At 24.8% G+C, this 14,775-nt stretch carries 17 protein-coding genes, 1 tRNA gene and 3 pseudogenes; 12 read left to right on the plus strand and 9 right to left on the minus strand.

Annotated features, from left to right (window positions below; translation table 4 throughout):
• The first annotated feature begins 68 nt into the window (after nt 1–68).
• The 4 genes from ACXUB0_RS05630 (at nt 69) to ACXUB0_RS05645 (ending at nt 1,673) form a co-directional block, all read left to right on the plus strand.
• Nucleotides 69–212, plus strand: coding sequence for a hypothetical protein (locus ACXUB0_RS05630; RefSeq protein ID WP_458258049.1), 144 nt, complete (start codon nt 69–71; stop codon nt 210–212).
• Nucleotides 213–458: 246 nt separating this feature from the next.
• Nucleotides 459–1,313, plus strand: coding sequence for a hypothetical protein (locus ACXUB0_RS05635; protein WP_458258050.1), 855 nt, complete (start codon nt 459–461; stop codon nt 1,311–1,313).
• A 1-nt stretch (nt 1,314) separates the two neighbouring features.
• Entirely contained in the window at nt 1,315–1,440 is a 126-nt protein-coding gene (locus ACXUB0_RS05640; protein ID WP_458258051.1) for a hypothetical protein, read from the plus strand.
• The gene (locus ACXUB0_RS05645) at nt 1,440–1,673 is read left to right on the plus strand and encodes a hypothetical protein (RefSeq protein ID WP_458258052.1); all 234 of its coding nucleotides are present in this window, start codon (nt 1,440–1,442) and stop codon (nt 1,671–1,673) included. The genes ACXUB0_RS05640 and ACXUB0_RS05645 overlap by 1 nt, the downstream gene beginning before the upstream one ends.
• A 74-nt stretch (nt 1,674–1,747) precedes the next feature.
• On the opposite strand, the pseudogene ACXUB0_RS05650 reads toward ACXUB0_RS05645, so the two are convergent.
• Both ACXUB0_RS05650 and ACXUB0_RS05655 read right to left on the minus strand, forming a co-directional pair.
• Nucleotides 1,748–2,987: pseudogene (locus tag ACXUB0_RS05650) on the minus strand (IS256 family transposase).
• A gap of 97 nt (nt 2,988–3,084) precedes the next feature.
• Nucleotides 3,085–3,318, minus strand: a complete 234-nt coding sequence (locus ACXUB0_RS05655) for a hypothetical protein (RefSeq protein WP_458258053.1) — start codon at nt 3,316–3,318, stop codon at nt 3,085–3,087.
• A gap of 218 nt (nt 3,319–3,536) precedes the next feature.
• Here ACXUB0_RS05655 and ACXUB0_RS05660 point away from each other — a divergent pair, with 218 nt between their 5' ends.
• From ACXUB0_RS05660 to ACXUB0_RS05690, 7 genes are all read left to right on the plus strand, one after another.
• Nucleotides 3,537–3,809, plus strand: a complete 273-nt coding sequence (locus tag ACXUB0_RS05660; protein ID WP_458258054.1) for a hypothetical protein — start codon at nt 3,537–3,539, stop codon at nt 3,807–3,809.
• 402 nt (nt 3,810–4,211) lie between these two features.
• Entirely contained in the window at nt 4,212–4,439 is a 228-nt protein-coding gene (locus ACXUB0_RS05665; protein WP_458258055.1) for a hypothetical protein, read from the plus strand.
• 6 nt (nt 4,440–4,445) lie between these two features.
• Nucleotides 4,446–5,270, plus strand: a complete 825-nt coding sequence (locus ACXUB0_RS05670) for a hypothetical protein (protein WP_458258056.1) — start codon at nt 4,446–4,448, stop codon at nt 5,268–5,270.
• A gap of 11 nt (nt 5,271–5,281) precedes the next feature.
• Nucleotides 5,282–5,839: a hypothetical protein gene (locus ACXUB0_RS05675; protein WP_458258057.1), complete on the plus strand. Its 558-nt coding sequence runs from the start codon at nt 5,282–5,284 to the stop codon at nt 5,837–5,839.
• Between the two features lie 26 nt (nt 5,840–5,865).
• Nucleotides 5,866–6,060 (plus strand): hypothetical protein, encoded by a 195-nt coding sequence (locus tag ACXUB0_RS05680; RefSeq protein WP_458258058.1) that lies wholly within the window; start codon nt 5,866–5,868, stop codon nt 6,058–6,060.
• A 142-nt stretch (nt 6,061–6,202) separates the two neighbouring features.
• On the plus strand, nt 6,203–6,352 hold the full coding sequence (locus ACXUB0_RS05685) for a hypothetical protein (RefSeq protein ID WP_458258059.1): 150 nt from the start codon (nt 6,203–6,205) through the stop codon (nt 6,350–6,352).
• A gap of 156 nt (nt 6,353–6,508) precedes the next feature.
• Nucleotides 6,509–6,676 (plus strand): hypothetical protein, encoded by a 168-nt coding sequence (locus ACXUB0_RS05690; protein WP_458258060.1) that lies wholly within the window; start codon nt 6,509–6,511, stop codon nt 6,674–6,676.
• A 406-nt stretch (nt 6,677–7,082) separates the two neighbouring features.
• On the opposite strand, the gene lon is transcribed toward ACXUB0_RS05690, so the two are convergent.
• The 4 genes from lon to ACXUB0_RS05710 all read right to left on the minus strand — a co-directional run bounded on the left by lon (nt 7,083) and on the right by ACXUB0_RS05710 (nt 11,927).
• Complete coding sequence (gene lon, locus ACXUB0_RS05695; protein WP_458258061.1) at nt 7,083–9,467, minus strand: endopeptidase La; 2,385 nt, start codon at nt 9,465–9,467, stop codon at nt 7,083–7,085.
• A 260-nt stretch (nt 9,468–9,727) separates the two neighbouring features.
• On the minus strand, nt 9,728–11,038 hold the full coding sequence (tig, locus tag ACXUB0_RS05700) for a trigger factor (RefSeq protein ID WP_458258062.1): 1,311 nt from the start codon (nt 11,036–11,038) through the stop codon (nt 9,728–9,730).
• A 15-nt stretch (nt 11,039–11,053) separates the two neighbouring features.
• Entirely contained in the window at nt 11,054–11,815 is a 762-nt protein-coding gene (locus ACXUB0_RS05705; RefSeq protein ID WP_458258063.1) for a DUF3196 family protein, read from the minus strand.
• Nucleotides 11,816–11,851: 36 nt separating this feature from the next.
• Nucleotides 11,852–11,927 (minus strand) — tRNA-Arg (locus ACXUB0_RS05710).
• Between the two features lie 335 nt (nt 11,928–12,262).
• Between ACXUB0_RS05710 and ACXUB0_RS05715 the strand changes: the two genes are divergently transcribed.
• Nucleotides 12,263–12,442 (plus strand): hypothetical protein, encoded by a 180-nt coding sequence (locus tag ACXUB0_RS05715; protein ID WP_458258064.1) that lies wholly within the window; start codon nt 12,263–12,265, stop codon nt 12,440–12,442.
• Between the two features lie 2 nt (nt 12,443–12,444).
• Here the strand turns inward: ACXUB0_RS05715 and ACXUB0_RS05720 are convergent.
• The 3 genes and pseudogenes from ACXUB0_RS05720 to ACXUB0_RS05730 form a co-directional block, all read right to left on the minus strand.
• Nucleotides 12,445–13,564: pseudogene (locus ACXUB0_RS05720) on the minus strand (IS3 family transposase).
• 22 nt (nt 13,565–13,586) lie between these two features.
• Entirely contained in the window at nt 13,587–13,931 is a 345-nt protein-coding gene (locus tag ACXUB0_RS05725; protein WP_458258065.1) for a hypothetical protein, read from the minus strand.
• Nucleotides 13,932–14,006: 75 nt separating this feature from the next.
• Nucleotides 14,007–14,609: pseudogene (locus ACXUB0_RS05730) on the minus strand (ISNCY family transposase); the annotation flags it as partial.
• Nucleotides 14,610–14,775: the final 166 nt, after the last annotated feature.

A 14,775-nucleotide genomic window follows, 5' to 3' on the forward strand; every position in this document is an offset into this window, starting at 1 on the left:
TTACAGAGTTGCTAATGAAATGGAACGAATAAGAAAACAAAATAAAAAAATCAAGGTGGTAAATAAAAATGCAAGATTTAGAAAAACGTATTGAAGAATTAGAAATTATTGTTAATGATTTAGTTAAATTTCAAACTTTACTTTTACATTCTTTTAATTATCTTGGTAAAGATGAACAGAAATTTAAAATTAATATTAAACGTTTGAAGTAGTATTAACAAAATTAAATAAGGGGCTTATATATGGATTATATATTTTTCATTAAGCCCCAATGGATTAGATTATAATTCATAAATAAGCTCCTTATTAAATAAGTAAGGAGTTTTATTTATGGAAAAAAGGAAACAGTTTAAATATGACTATATGTTAATTGATAAAGCGTTTAGAGATGCTAAGGAAGATAAGCATTTGCAAGAGATTTTAAAAAGATTAAGTGAAAAATAGAGGAGACAGTAAACATGCCTAATGAGTTAGAACAAACTAGTAATTATACTTTAACTAAAATTTTAAGAACTGGATTAAGTCCATTAAGTGCTATGGTTGGAGTTAGTGCTTATTATGGTCAATATTTGAAAGACCCAATTTTAGGTTCTATTAATTCTTTGTTATTTAGTAAAAAGTTAGGAATTGATATATGGAATATTAATCAAAGACCAAATACTAAAACTAAAGTAATTAATAGTTTTAAAAAAATCTTATTAGGATTAGGAACAATTGGTTTAATTAATTATGCTAAGTTTGTTCATTATGTAGATAAGTCAGTTTTTTTATTAAGAGATGAACCTTGTTTTTGACCACCTTGTCCAACTGAACCACCAATTCCTACCCCAATACCAACACCTAATCCAATAGTTGATAAACCTTTTGTAGATTGGGATACTTATGTATCTTTAAATAGTTTTGGTATAGCGAATGTTATTAGTGGATTAACTGAGTTAATACCTAATAGATTTGAAAATATACGTAAAATAGCGAATATGGGTACTGGTGGATGTTTGATTAGTAGTGGGGTTGCTATGGGTATTAATAATGATTTTAGTAATTATTTTGCTATTCCTACGATTATTGCTGGTGCAAGTGAGATTATAAATACTTTATTGTTACCGTTAGGAAATACACATAATAATACAGAATTACAAGAAGTATTTACTGATGAAAGAGCAAGATTAATTAATGCTAGTGTTAATGACTATCAAAGTACAAATGATGATATGTTTGATGTTGATTTAAATGATAGTATGTCGGAGATTAATTTAGATAGAGCAAGTTTAAATTGGGATTATTCTTATGTTTATACGTTAGGTGGTGTTTAAAATGAAAAAAATAAAATGAAAAAATATGTCAAGACAAAAATTACATAAGAAAAAAGCAAAGCGAAATTTTGAACAAAGATTAAGTGAAAATATGAATTTTAATAAGTTGTTAGGAGTTGATAAATAATGGATTTTAAGGAGATTATAAAATATGCTTTATATATTGGTGGGTTTTGTTTAATTCTTTGGTTTTGTAGAAATTGAATACGTGAGGGTATAGAAAAATATAAACATAGAAAACATATAAAGGAGAATGATAGTGAGCCTGATTGTATTTTTTGTCGTAAAGATTTTGAAAAGAAGAAACGTAAATTAGAAATGGAAAAACAACAAAAAGAATTAGAGAAAGGGGGTGATTAATATGCCTGCTGGATTATCAGCATTATTAAATATGAGGCTTTTTAGAAATCTGTGTATCTTTGTTTTACAAAGTACTAGTTAAGATTAATTCTATCTTCAAATTTTATCATAAAATGAGCAATTGCTGTATTTCAATTTTGAATGGGCATTGTTCATTTTTTTGTTATATTTTCAATTGCTAAATAAAATATTTTCAATTCTTCCATATCATTAGGAAAAACTTTTTTATTTCTGATAACTTTTCGTAATTGACTATTAACAGATTCAATAGCATTTGTGGTATAAATTACTCTTTTAATTTCTGTTGGATAACTAATAAAAACTATCAAATTTTCTCAATTTTTATATCAAGATTTAGCAATTTGAGGATATTGTTTATTTCACTTATTTTCAAATGTTTCTAAAGCCTGCATTGCTTGTTCTTCACTACATGCAGTATAAATTGGTTTTAAATCTGCAACTAGAGATTTTCTATGCTTATATGAGACATATTTCAAACTATTTCTAATTTGATGAACGATGCATAATTGATGTTCTGTTTTAGGATAAACTGATTGTATTGCTTCTGACATTCCTGTTAAATTATCACTACAAGCAATAAGAATATCATTTAAGCCTCGATTTTTCATTTCTGTGAAATTGGCTAATCAAAATTTAGAACCTTCATTTTCACTAATTCATAAGCCTAAAACATCTTTTTTACCTTCTAAATCAACTCCTAAACTATATACACAGATTTGTTAATAATGCGTTTATCTTGTCGTATTTTAACTACTATGCAATCAAAATAAACAATCGGATAAATACTATCTAATGGTCGATTTTGCCATGCTTTTACATCATCAATAACATCATCAGTAATTTGTGACTAATAACACTTTCACTAATATCAGCACCATGATATAACTCTTGTAATTGCATTCTAATATCTGATAATGTCATACCTTTTGCATATAAAAAAAGAACTTGTTGATCAAAACCATCAAATCTTCTTTGTCTTTTTGCAATTATTACAGGATTAAAATTACTATTGCGATCTCGTGGTACATCAATCTCAATTTTACCTTGTTGAGTTATTAATTTTTTTGAACTTATACCATTACGAGCATTGTCACTATTACTATGTTGATTCTTATCATATCCTAAATAATTTTGCATCTCAGAATTCAACATTTTTTCTACTAATCTTTTTGTTAATTCTTTATACAAACCTCCCTCTTTAAAAACTGTTGTTAAATCTTCAGTATTTTCTAATAATAAATCTACTGCTTTTGATATTGGATCATTATTATTAATATTTTGTTTTTTAGCCATCTGTAATTCACTCTTTCTAGGTTTATTATAGAATTAATTAAACATAGTTATTTTTATAAGTTACACAGATTACTAAACATTACCTATTTTTGCAAAGTTATATTACTGATTTTTCTGGTTTGCATAATTTATCTTTGGTTATTAAAAGTTTTATTTTTGGTGATAATTCACAACATATAATTTCAATGCCAGCCCCATTGTTAGCAATTATTTTAGTACTTTTTACTTTTTCTTTAATTTTAAAATTATAAAAAATAATATAGGAGTTTTTTATTATGGGTGTTGCTTTTATTTCAAAAGTTTTAGAACCTGTTTGGAATCTTTTAAACATAATTAAACTAAAAAAGGGAATAATTATTTCTAACCTGACAGTTAATTAACATTTTATTTTCTTTGTCATTTTTTTGTTAAAAAGATTTTATCATTTGACAACTTATCGATTAAAAATTTATTTTTCAACTATAAAATAACATTTATGATATTAATTTAATCAAAAATAAGTTAAAAAAGATCCTAAACAGGTTCTAAGAATTATTTGGAGAAATTTTTATGAAATTTTGAAATTTGCCAATGGCAGATTTAGGTTTTAATTTAGGTACTTTTGTTGTTTTTATTCTTTTAATAAAGTTTGCTATGTCAGTTTTTTTAAATATTGATATTCAACCAGTTTCTACATCGGGGACTGTAAAGCAAAGTTATAAAAATATTAAGGGCAGTTCAAAATTTGTTGGAAAGCAAATTGCTAAACAACATGAAAGAAAACGTTTAAGAAATAAGGCAAAAGGTATTGAAAATAAAAAAGGGAAGTTTGTAGGTAAATAGTTATGTCTAATTTTGTAGTTAGTATATTGCATTTTATTTTTATATTTTCTAGTAAAGATATTCAAATATTTTTAAATCGACCAAATATTACTAATGAAGTTTATATTTTGTTCAATTTGACTTTTTGGTTGGTATTAGGTGTATTTTTTAATTTTATTTATCGTGGTATTAAATTTATTTTTAGGTTATTGTTTGGGTAGGTGTTAGTTATGAGTGTTTTAGAGATATATAATCAAATTCATAAATGTATAGTTGATTATTGAACTATGTTTATAGGTAGTCCAGTTGACCAATTTACTACTATTTTATGAAATTTAGTAGTTTATGGAACTCAGTTTTTTATTGGATTTATTATGTTTTATGGTTTTTGGATAGTTTTAAAATTTTTTTTGGTAAATAATTATGTGATTTAAGTTTGCTAAATTATTTTTTGTTGTAAATACTTTTATTCAAGCACCTACTAGTTTGATTGCTTCAAATGACCCTAATGTTGTTAATTATGATATTACAAAAGAAATGGTTAAACATGTTAAATATCATAATTTTGATGATTGAGCATCAATTCCATGAAATTCTGCTTATTTTGATGTTGACCAACCGGATTTAAAATTAGTAAGTGGTGAATTATAGGTAATAATGAAGGTTTATATACGTGTTATTATTATAGTGATAGTTGGTGTTCCGTCACAAATGATAGATATGGGAACTGGTGTTTATACTTTTAATAGAAAACAATTAGATGAATTTTCACGTATTATGTTTAATCATAATTATGTTGCAAAGAATAATACTAATAATTTAAATTTTGTTAATACTGGTAAAAGTATTATAAATTTTCAAACACAGTTAAATTTTGAAATTGATAAACCTTTAAGTTTTTATATTCAAGGTTTTATGTTTTATTTTGAATATGAATATTTTAAAACTTTTACTGCTGATTTTACTTTTAGTTTTTTAGATTATATTGGTGATACAAAATATGTTTTTAAAGGTAAAGTTGATAATGATATTTATCAACAATATTTATATAATTTTGTTACTATGCCTATTCGTGTTCCAAATTTAAGACATTTAACAGTATTTTTTGATGTTCATGGTGGTGAATCAACTAGGCCAACTTTTTCACCACAATTAAATTTTGGTCAAATTAATATTTTTTCAAGTGAAAATATAACTCCAGTTCCACCAAATAGTCCATTTAACCCTGAGTATGAAAGACCAAGTTGATATGATGTTTTTGCTCATTTGCGTAATGCTTTTAGATGAGTGCTTTATGGTGTTATTGGTAAGGTTTTACCAGTTGAGCCATTAAGACAGTTTCTTTTTACAACAGATAGTTTATTACGGCATATTTTTTCAGATACTATTAGTACTGCTTTAAATGTTGATATTGTTAGCGAAATTGAAAATATTATACCTTTGTGATTATTTGTTAGAGCAATTAGTTTAATTATAGGTTAGGAGTTGAAATAATGCCTTGATATGGTTATGTGTTATTAGTTATAGGTTTGATTATAATTATTTATCCAATTTGTATAACTATTCGTAATGTTAAAATTTTAAAACGTGTAGGTAGTTATATTATTTCAGCACCACCACGTACTGGTAAACCTGCTCTTGCTTGTTCTCATAAAAAACGAGTAGTTAGTCCTTTTCCTATTAAATTAAAAAAAGGTTATTCTTATTTGGTTAATTATAATGATGTTTTTACTTTTAATCAGTTAGCAAGTAATTATGCTTTTGAAGAACAAGATTTAATAATTTTAGATGAATTAGCATTAAAGATAAATTCTAATGATTTAGGAATGCAGTTTAAAAATCAACAAGAAAGTTTAGGACAATTTTGTAAGTTAATAGGTCATATGTTTAATGGTACAATGTATTTGATTGAACAACATCCTAATAGAATACCAGTACAAGCAAGAGAAAAAGTAGAGTATGTTGTTCAAGTCAAAAGAATGCGTGTTTTTTTATTTTTTGTTGTGTTTAATATTAATTTATATACGAATATGAGGATTATAATAAAGTAGTGTTTTCACGTCGTAGAACAAAGAAAATGATTAAAAGAGGTATTATGCCTACAAGTTATAGTGGTGAAGCAATGGCTATGACTTTATTTTTTCCTAGACATTGGTTAAAGAAGTACAATTCTAGGGCTTTACATTATGTACATGAACTTAAAAGTGAATTGTCACCTAAGAACCTGTTTAGGATCTTTTTTAACTTATTTTTGATTAAATTAATATCATAAATGTTATTTTATAGTTGAAAAATAAATTTTTAATCGATAAGTTGTCAAATGATAAAATCTTTTTAACAAAAAAATGACAAAGAAAATAAAATGTTAATTAACTGTCAGGTTAGAAATAATTATTCCCTTTTTTAGTTTAATTATGTTTAAAAGATTCCAAACAGGTTCTAAGAAATACCTTAAAGAGGCAAGTAGCATTGATATGACTTATAGTGATATTAAATCTGCTGGTTTAGATAAATTGGATAATATTTTAAAAAAGAAAGATAAACCTAAAAATAAAGATAAATAAAAATGATTATAGTCCCAGTGAACCTACTGGACTATAATTTGGGTGAGCCACGTAGTGGCGAGGGACGTAGTCCCTATTACTTGATCAAAGTTTTAACCCATTACTTTATTTTAAAAGTAAAGGGTTTTTTATTTTTTAAAAGAGGAGACATTAAAAATGGATATTAATGATTTAGAAAGAGAAGTTAACTTTATAGCAGATAATTATCATATTATTAATCTTTATTTACATTTTCCAATTGAAACTTATAGTAAAGATTACAATGATATTTTTGACTTTTGACAAAATAATAAAAAAATACTCAAAATCATCATCAATTTTTAAATAAAAAAATAAAAACTTTAGAATCTTTAAAAAAATTAGAAAATAATTTTATAAATTCAATAAATAACCTATCAAAAAAATTAAATAATAAAAAAATAAATAAAAAAATAAAAGTACTTACTATTGGATTATTTAATTGAAATAAAAAAATAGAAACAAAAATAACTATTTTAACAAAAATCAAAGAAATTAAACAACAAAATTTAGTAAAAATAAATGAACTAATATTACGAATTAACAAAAAAAATATAATTAATAATGTAAATTCAGAAATTAATTTTTCTGTAACAAATAAAAGTAAATCAAATTTATCACAAATATAAAAAAATTTATATAAAAAAAGTAAATACTTGTTTTTAGTATTTACTTTTTTTAAAGTTATAGTTATTAATAATTTAATTAGATTTTAACCTTCATCAATAATACTTGAAGTTGGTTTAACATTATTAATAGGTGAGTGAATTTTTGCTTTATGTTTATTAAAAATAAAATCATATACTTCAGAATAAAATTCAACTGAAACAATATTTAATTTTTTCTTTACTTCTTCTGGAATATCTTCTAAGTCTTTTATATTAGCTTTTGGAATTAAAATTGTTTTTAGTCCACTACGATGAGCAGAAATTGATTTTTCTTTTAATCCACCAATTGGTAATACATGACCACGAAGTGTAATTTCACCTGTCATACCAATATCTTTTGATACAGGTCTACTTGTCAGAGCAGAAATAATTGCAGTTGTTAAAGTAATACCAGCACTTGGACCATCCTTTGGCACTGCTCCTTCAGGAACATGGATATGAATATCATGTTCTGCAAAGAAAGTATCAGGAATATTGAAAGTAATAGCATTTGCTTTAATATAATCTAAAGCAATAGTAGCAGATTCTTTCATGACCTCACCTAATTTACCAGTTAATACCAAATTACCTTTTCCTTTAAAGTAGTTTACTTCAATTGGTAAGATATCACCACCATATTGAGTATAAGCAAGACCAGTTACCACTCCAATTTGTGATTCATTTTCTTTTTTAGTATAATCGAAAATTTGTTTTCCTAAATAATCTTTAACATTATCAGCAACAATTTCTTCAGTACTAATTTTTTTATTTAAAAGTTTAACAATAAATTTACGAGCAATTTTATTTAATAATCTTTCTAACTGTCGAACACCTGATTCTCTTGTATAATATTTAATTATTTCTTCAATTGAATTTGGTTTAAATTTTAACATTTTATTATTTAAACCAGTAATTTCAATAACACGAGGAATTAAATATTTTTTTGCAATTTCAAGTTTTTCTAATTCTGTATATGAAGAAAGTTCAATAATTTCCATTCGATCTTTTAATGGTTCAGGGATACCTTCCATATAATTAGCTGTTGCTAGAAACATAACTTGTGATAAATCATAATTTTCTTCAATATAATGATCTGAAAAATTAGCATTTTGTTCAGGATCTAATACTTCTAACATAGCACTAGCTGGATCACCACGATAATCAGATGACATTTTATCAATTTCATCTAATAAAAATAATGGATTAATAACTTTAGCACGTTTCATACCTTGGATAATTCTTCCTGGCATCGCACCAATATAAGTTTTACGATGACCACGAATTTCAGATTCATCTTTAACTCCACCAAGTGAAACTTTAACGAAAGTACGCCCCATCGCTTCAGCAATTGATTTAGCTAAAGAAGTCTTACCAACACCAGGAGGGCCAACTAAACAAATAATTTGTCCTGGCATTGCCTTAGCCATTTTTTTAACAGCAAGATATTCAATAATTCTTTCTTTAACTTTTTCTAAACCATAGTGATATTTATCAAGAATTTTTTTTGCATTAATTAAATCAAATTTTTCTTCACTTTTTTGAAATCAAGGTAAAGTCATCATTCAATCAATGTATGTACGAATTATATTTGATTCACTTGAAGCTTGCGGCATATCTTCATAACGACTAATTTCTTCTTTAACACGCGTTTTGATTGCTTCAGGAAACTCTTCTGTTTCTAAGCGTTCTAAATAACGTTTCATTTCATTAGACTTACCATCAATTTCGCCTAATTCTTCTTTAATAGCACGCAATCTTTCTCGTAAATAATATTCACGTTGTTGTTCATCAATACGATCTTTAATTTTAGCTGTTAAATCCTTTTCAATGGCACCAACTTGTTTTTGACCACCAACATCTTTCAATAATAAATCTAAACGTTTATTAATATCAGTTTCTTGTAAAATTTCTTGGCGTTTATTAATAGTTAAAAATGGTAAAAATTGAGCCATTTTATCAATAATTTCACTAGCTTTCATTCCATCGGTGATTTGACTAATTACACCTTGTGGAATTGAACCATGAACATCTAAAATCTGTTGTAAATTATTTACAATTCTTTGAATCAACTCTTCTTCTAATGATTTTGAAACATTAGGACTAACTAAAGTTTCAGCATCTCCTGTATAAAATTTATCATCATAAAACTTAGAAACTTTAACTCTTTGTTGTCCATAAAAAGATACGGTAAGTGTACCATCATTATGACTTTTTTGAATTTGCACTTTACACAAAGTACCATGATTGTAGACTTCACTTAATTGCGGATTATCTACTTTCGGATCCTTTTGCGAAACTAAAATAATTTCTGAATTAAACTTAGCTACCGATTCATTAATTGCCGCTACTGATTTATGTCTGCCAACTTCTAGTTCTATTTCAACTGTTGGGAAAACAAAACTTCCTCTTGTTACTAGTACTGGAATATTAGTAATATTTTTTATCTTCATTGTCTCACCTCAAATAATGTATTAACTGGATTATAATATAAAACATTAGCAATTGCAATAGTTAATTGCTAAAATTTCTAATTTTTGATTTATACTATACTATTACAGCAGCACTTATTAATTCATATTTAATTTATACTAGTAGTATTTTATTACATTTATTTTTTTTTTGATATTTTTTACTTTTTGAAAAAAATAAACGATAAAATAACCTAATTATTAAATTGGTAATTAGGTTATATAATAATTATCAAATTAAATTAAGCACTTGTTGTTTGCTTTTGGTTTTTACCGTTACTTTCTCATAATAAATCAAAGGCTTTATTACGTTTTAGGGTAATAGTAACTAAACTTAAATCTTTAATATTTGCTTTAACTTCTTCAATGCTTATTTTAAATTGGTCGGCAAATGTTGTTAATTGTTTTTGAACTTCTTCTTCGGTAATTTCTATTTTTTCTTGTTTAATAATTTCTTCAATAACTAAAAAATTCTGAAGTTGCATAATTGCATCCTTTTTTATTTCATTAATAATTTCTTCATGAGATAAACCAGTTGCTGCCATATAGTTTTCAATTGTAAAGTTTTGATTAGCTAATTGTTTTTTAAATTCATTTTCTAAACGTTCAGTTTCATTTTTAACAGCAAAACTTGGAATTATTATTTTTGAATCTTTAACAATTTTAGCAATAAGTTCTTCCATAAATTGTTCCTTAATTGTCATTGTTTTTTGTACTTCAATTTGTTTTTTAATATTTTCTAATAATTGTTCAGTAGTAGTAACATCTGGAATGTTAACATCTTTTACTAATTCTTCTAAATCTTCATTAATAACTTTTGTTTTTATTTCGTTTAATTCAATTTCAAATTGTATTAATTGACCTTTTAAATTTGGAACATGATAATCTTTTGGGAAAGTTACTTCAATAGTTTTTTTAGATTTAGGTTCCATACCGATCATTCCTTCTTCAAAACCAGGAATAAATTTACCAGAACCAATTTCTAATTCCATATTTTTAGCTTCACCGTCAGGGAATTTTTTACCGTCTAAAAAACCAGTGAAATTAAAAACTGCAGTATCATCTTTTTCTAATTTTCCTTTTTCTTTTGGATTAAAAATAGCAAAACGATCTTGTAATAGTTTAATTTGAGTATCAATTTCTTCTTGATTAACAGTTGCTACAGGTTTTACTATATCAATACCACGATATTTACCAATAGTAATTTCTGCTGGTAAATCAAATACAAACATTATTTCACACTCTTTAATAGTAGATTTTTCCACATTAACTTCGGGTTGATTAGTAGGCATTAAATTAGGTTTTTGTTTTAAGGCAAAATCATAAGCAATAGTAATAACTGCTTTAGTTGCTGTTTGTAAAGTTTGTTCTTCAGTTACATGTTTTTTAGCCATTTTAGTAGGAACTTTTCCTTTACGAAATCCAGGAATTTCTACTTGTGCAATCAATTTATTTTCAGCTTTTGCCAATTGATCTTTTCAAGTTTTAGTATCAATGGTAACATGTCATTTTCCAAGACCATTTTTTTCATCTTTTATAATATTTAATGTCATTTTTCAAATCTCTCCTTATGTAATTTGTTGTTGAATCATAATACTTAAGTATTTTTTTATTAAAGTAGTAGTAGTTTTAAATTTTTTAGCACTTTCTACCAATTTTACACTAATAAACTGGAAACTACAAGCACGAATATACAAAGCAGCTGCTAATGCTGCTGCTTGATTTTTATTAGGTAATGTTGGAAACAAATTCTCAAAATAACTATCCAATAAAAACAAGCAAATACCATAAATACCTGGATTATCAATATGAACTTCATCTTCAAATATTTTTGTAATTTTTAAATAAACGAGTGATTCCTGTCATTGTGTTATTTTTTTTGGATTAATTTTAAATGTATCATGACCTTTTATTACTTCTATTTCTTCATCAATACCTTGATTATTTAATATAAGTAATAGTTGTGTTTTATTTATATTATTTATATTTTTATTTGTAAGATAAATCTTAATTGTTGGCAAAATTAACCTAGCATTATGACTTTGTAAATAATAAAATGCCACCGGATGAAGATCTTCATCAAATGGATTCATTAATACACGACTTATTCTCTCTAAATTTCACTCATGACTTTCATTTTTACTATTTAATCTAATATGAGTAGTAATATTATGATGTAACTCTTGTAATGTAATTTCATGATGAATAGGAATATAAGGCATCTCTAATTCATGTTTGACCAACTTCATTGCTTGATCTCATTTATTTTCACTAATGAGGTGGTTAATTTTACCAATAATGTCTTGATAATAATTGTCATGATTTATCATTATTTAGTTAAACCTTCTTAGTATTTTAAAATTTAATGGCGCCCACGAGAAGATTCGAACTTCTGACCCCCGCCTTAGAAGGGCGGTGCTCTATCCACTGAGCTACGTGGGCATAACATTTACCATAAGTAATCTTAACTTGTTTGATTAAAAAATGCAATTATTAATTGGTTACTTTTCAATAAAAAAATAATATTAATTAAGTATCATTTTTGTTTTGTGTTGTCAATATCGAATGAAAATTTCCTAAAAATATTTATCAAAAAATTAAATTATTTTGGAAAGTTACACTGTTAAATAAACACAAATTCCAAATAACCTTTAAAATTTTAATTCCTGTTTTTAATATAGGATTTTTTTGTATAATTTAATTAAACTTAATATAAGTTTTTAACTCATTGCTTTAATTTCAAAGTAAATGAGTTTTTATTTTGAAAGGATGAAAAAATGAATAAAAATTTACAAGAAGAATATGAATGAATTAATAAAGAATTGATAAAAATAATCATTGATAAAAATCAATTTACTCCAGAAATTATTAGTAATAGAGTTAATTTAGCTCAAACTACTATTGTTGATATTAATGAAAATTTAAAAAAACAAAAGTGGAATGGCAACACTTTTTAGGACTATTTTTTGGTAGACACTTGTTCTTGATATTTGATAGGAGTTAAGTAGTTTAAAGTGCTGTGGATTCTTATGTTGTTGTATCAATTGATATAATCAAATAATTCTAATTTTAATTGGATTAATGATGTAAAATTTTTATCATTAATAAATTCAGTTTTGAAAGTTTTAAAAGTTGCTTCAGCAACAGCATTATCATAAGGACAACCTTTTTTGCTTAAAGATCGAGTAATATTGAATGCTAATAAAAGATTATTAATAATTTTATTGTTAAATTCATTACCTCGATCACTATGAAATATTTGGATATCTTTTAAACAGCGATTTGATTGCATAAATGCTTGATATACTAGTAATGCATTTTTTTAACTCCAACACTATGTCCAATAATTTCGCGGTTAAATAGGTCTATTAATAGGCAAATATAGTTTCATTTACCATTAACTTGAACGTAAGTTAAATCACTAACAATAACTTCATTTTTAACCCTATTATTAAAGTTTCTATTAACAAGATTGGTTATTTGACTATTATTGACTTTATTATGATGATTTTTGAATGATAATTTAGTGTATTTTGATATTAAATTATGCTTATTCATAATTTCTTTAATTTTTCTTCTTGATAAATAAATTTCTTGGTTTTCTAAAATTTTTTTTAATCTTCTAGTACCATAAACTTCTTTATTTTCTTTAAAAGCACTAATAACAGCTTCATCATACATATTATTTTTGATTTTATTTTCTTTTTTCTTTAAGTTAAAATAATATGTTGATTTAGATATTTTCAAAAAACGACACATTGTGCGAATTTTATATTTAACTTTATTTTTAGCAATAATTTCTACTTTTTGCCTATTATTAGTGCTGCTTGCTTTAAAATATCATTTTCCATTCTTAATTGTTTTAATTCTTTTCTTAATTTAATTAATTCATTTTCTTCAACAGAACGATTATCTTTAGTTTTAAAACTACCTGAATTAGTAAATTGCTTAATTCAATTATAAGTAGCTGCTCTTGTAACATTGTACTCTTTAGCAAGACAAGACACTGACTTACCGCTTTGATATAAAGCTACTATTTGTTTTTTAAATTCATCTGAATATGAGTTAATATTGGCCATAATTATACTTCCTTTCTTTTCACTAATTTGTTCACTTGTCTACGTAATTAGTGTCCAATAAAGTGTAACAACCCATCCAATTTACTTTTGGAAAAATTGATAAAAATAAAATAATTAAAGAAAAAAATGATTTTTTTATAAAAATATCAAAAGAATTTTTTGGAAATATTAAAAAAGTAAAAGAATTATATATAAGAAAATCAAATAGTGAAATAAATATAGATGTTAATAAAATTAATAATGCAACTTTAAATAATTTATTAATAAATCCGAATAAATCAAACTTACCACAAATGTAAAAACGATAGATTGCAATTACAATTTCTTTTATATTTAAAATCAATTTTAGGTCACCAAATTTGCTCATATACAAATGATTTAAAAATTTATATGGTTTAGTATTCACAAAATGTAAATCTTATATAACTTTAATTAGGAATTATTAATATCCATATCTTCAAGGATGATTTTTATTGGGTATATAAACTTTTTTAGTTTTTATTAAATTTTCTTTGATAATTGGTTTTAAAGCTATTTCTTTTAGTTCATACATTTGATTATTGTAACTAAGATATAAGTCATTAATAAATGATTTAAGTACAATTACATCAGTTCTAGGTTGTATATATTGAACTTTGTTATTTTTATAAGGAAAATATTTTTTACTATAATATGTTATAGTTGAACCACTATCTGTTTTTCTTTTAGAAAATCTTGAAAGATAAATATTTATTTCTTCTTGTGTAGGAGCTTTAATCATAGCAGATTTATTATCATCAATAGGAAAAGCAAACTTTTTATTAAAAAAGTTTATGTACGTTTTAAGAAATTGATTAGCTTCTTCTAAAGTTTTAATTTTATTAAGTCTTAGTTCGCTAATTAATCGACTTTGAAGTGTTCCAAATAAGCGTTCAATTCGACCTTTAGCTTGTGGAATTGAAGTTCTAATTATTTCAGCACCCAAATCATTACAGCATTTTTGAAATTGAGTATAAGTGTCATTTTCTGTGTTTATTTTACCCGCATCGATTTTTTTCTTAGAACCTGTTTAGGATCTTTTTTAACTTATTTTTGATTAAATTAATATCATAAATGTTATTTTATAGTTGAAAAATAAATTTTTAATCGATAAGTTGTCAAATGATAAAATCTTTTTAACAAAAAAATGACAAAGAAAATAAAATGTTAATTAACTGTCAGGTTAGAAATAA

It is taken from the genome of Spiroplasma endosymbiont of Dactylopius coccus, assembly GCF_977110965.1.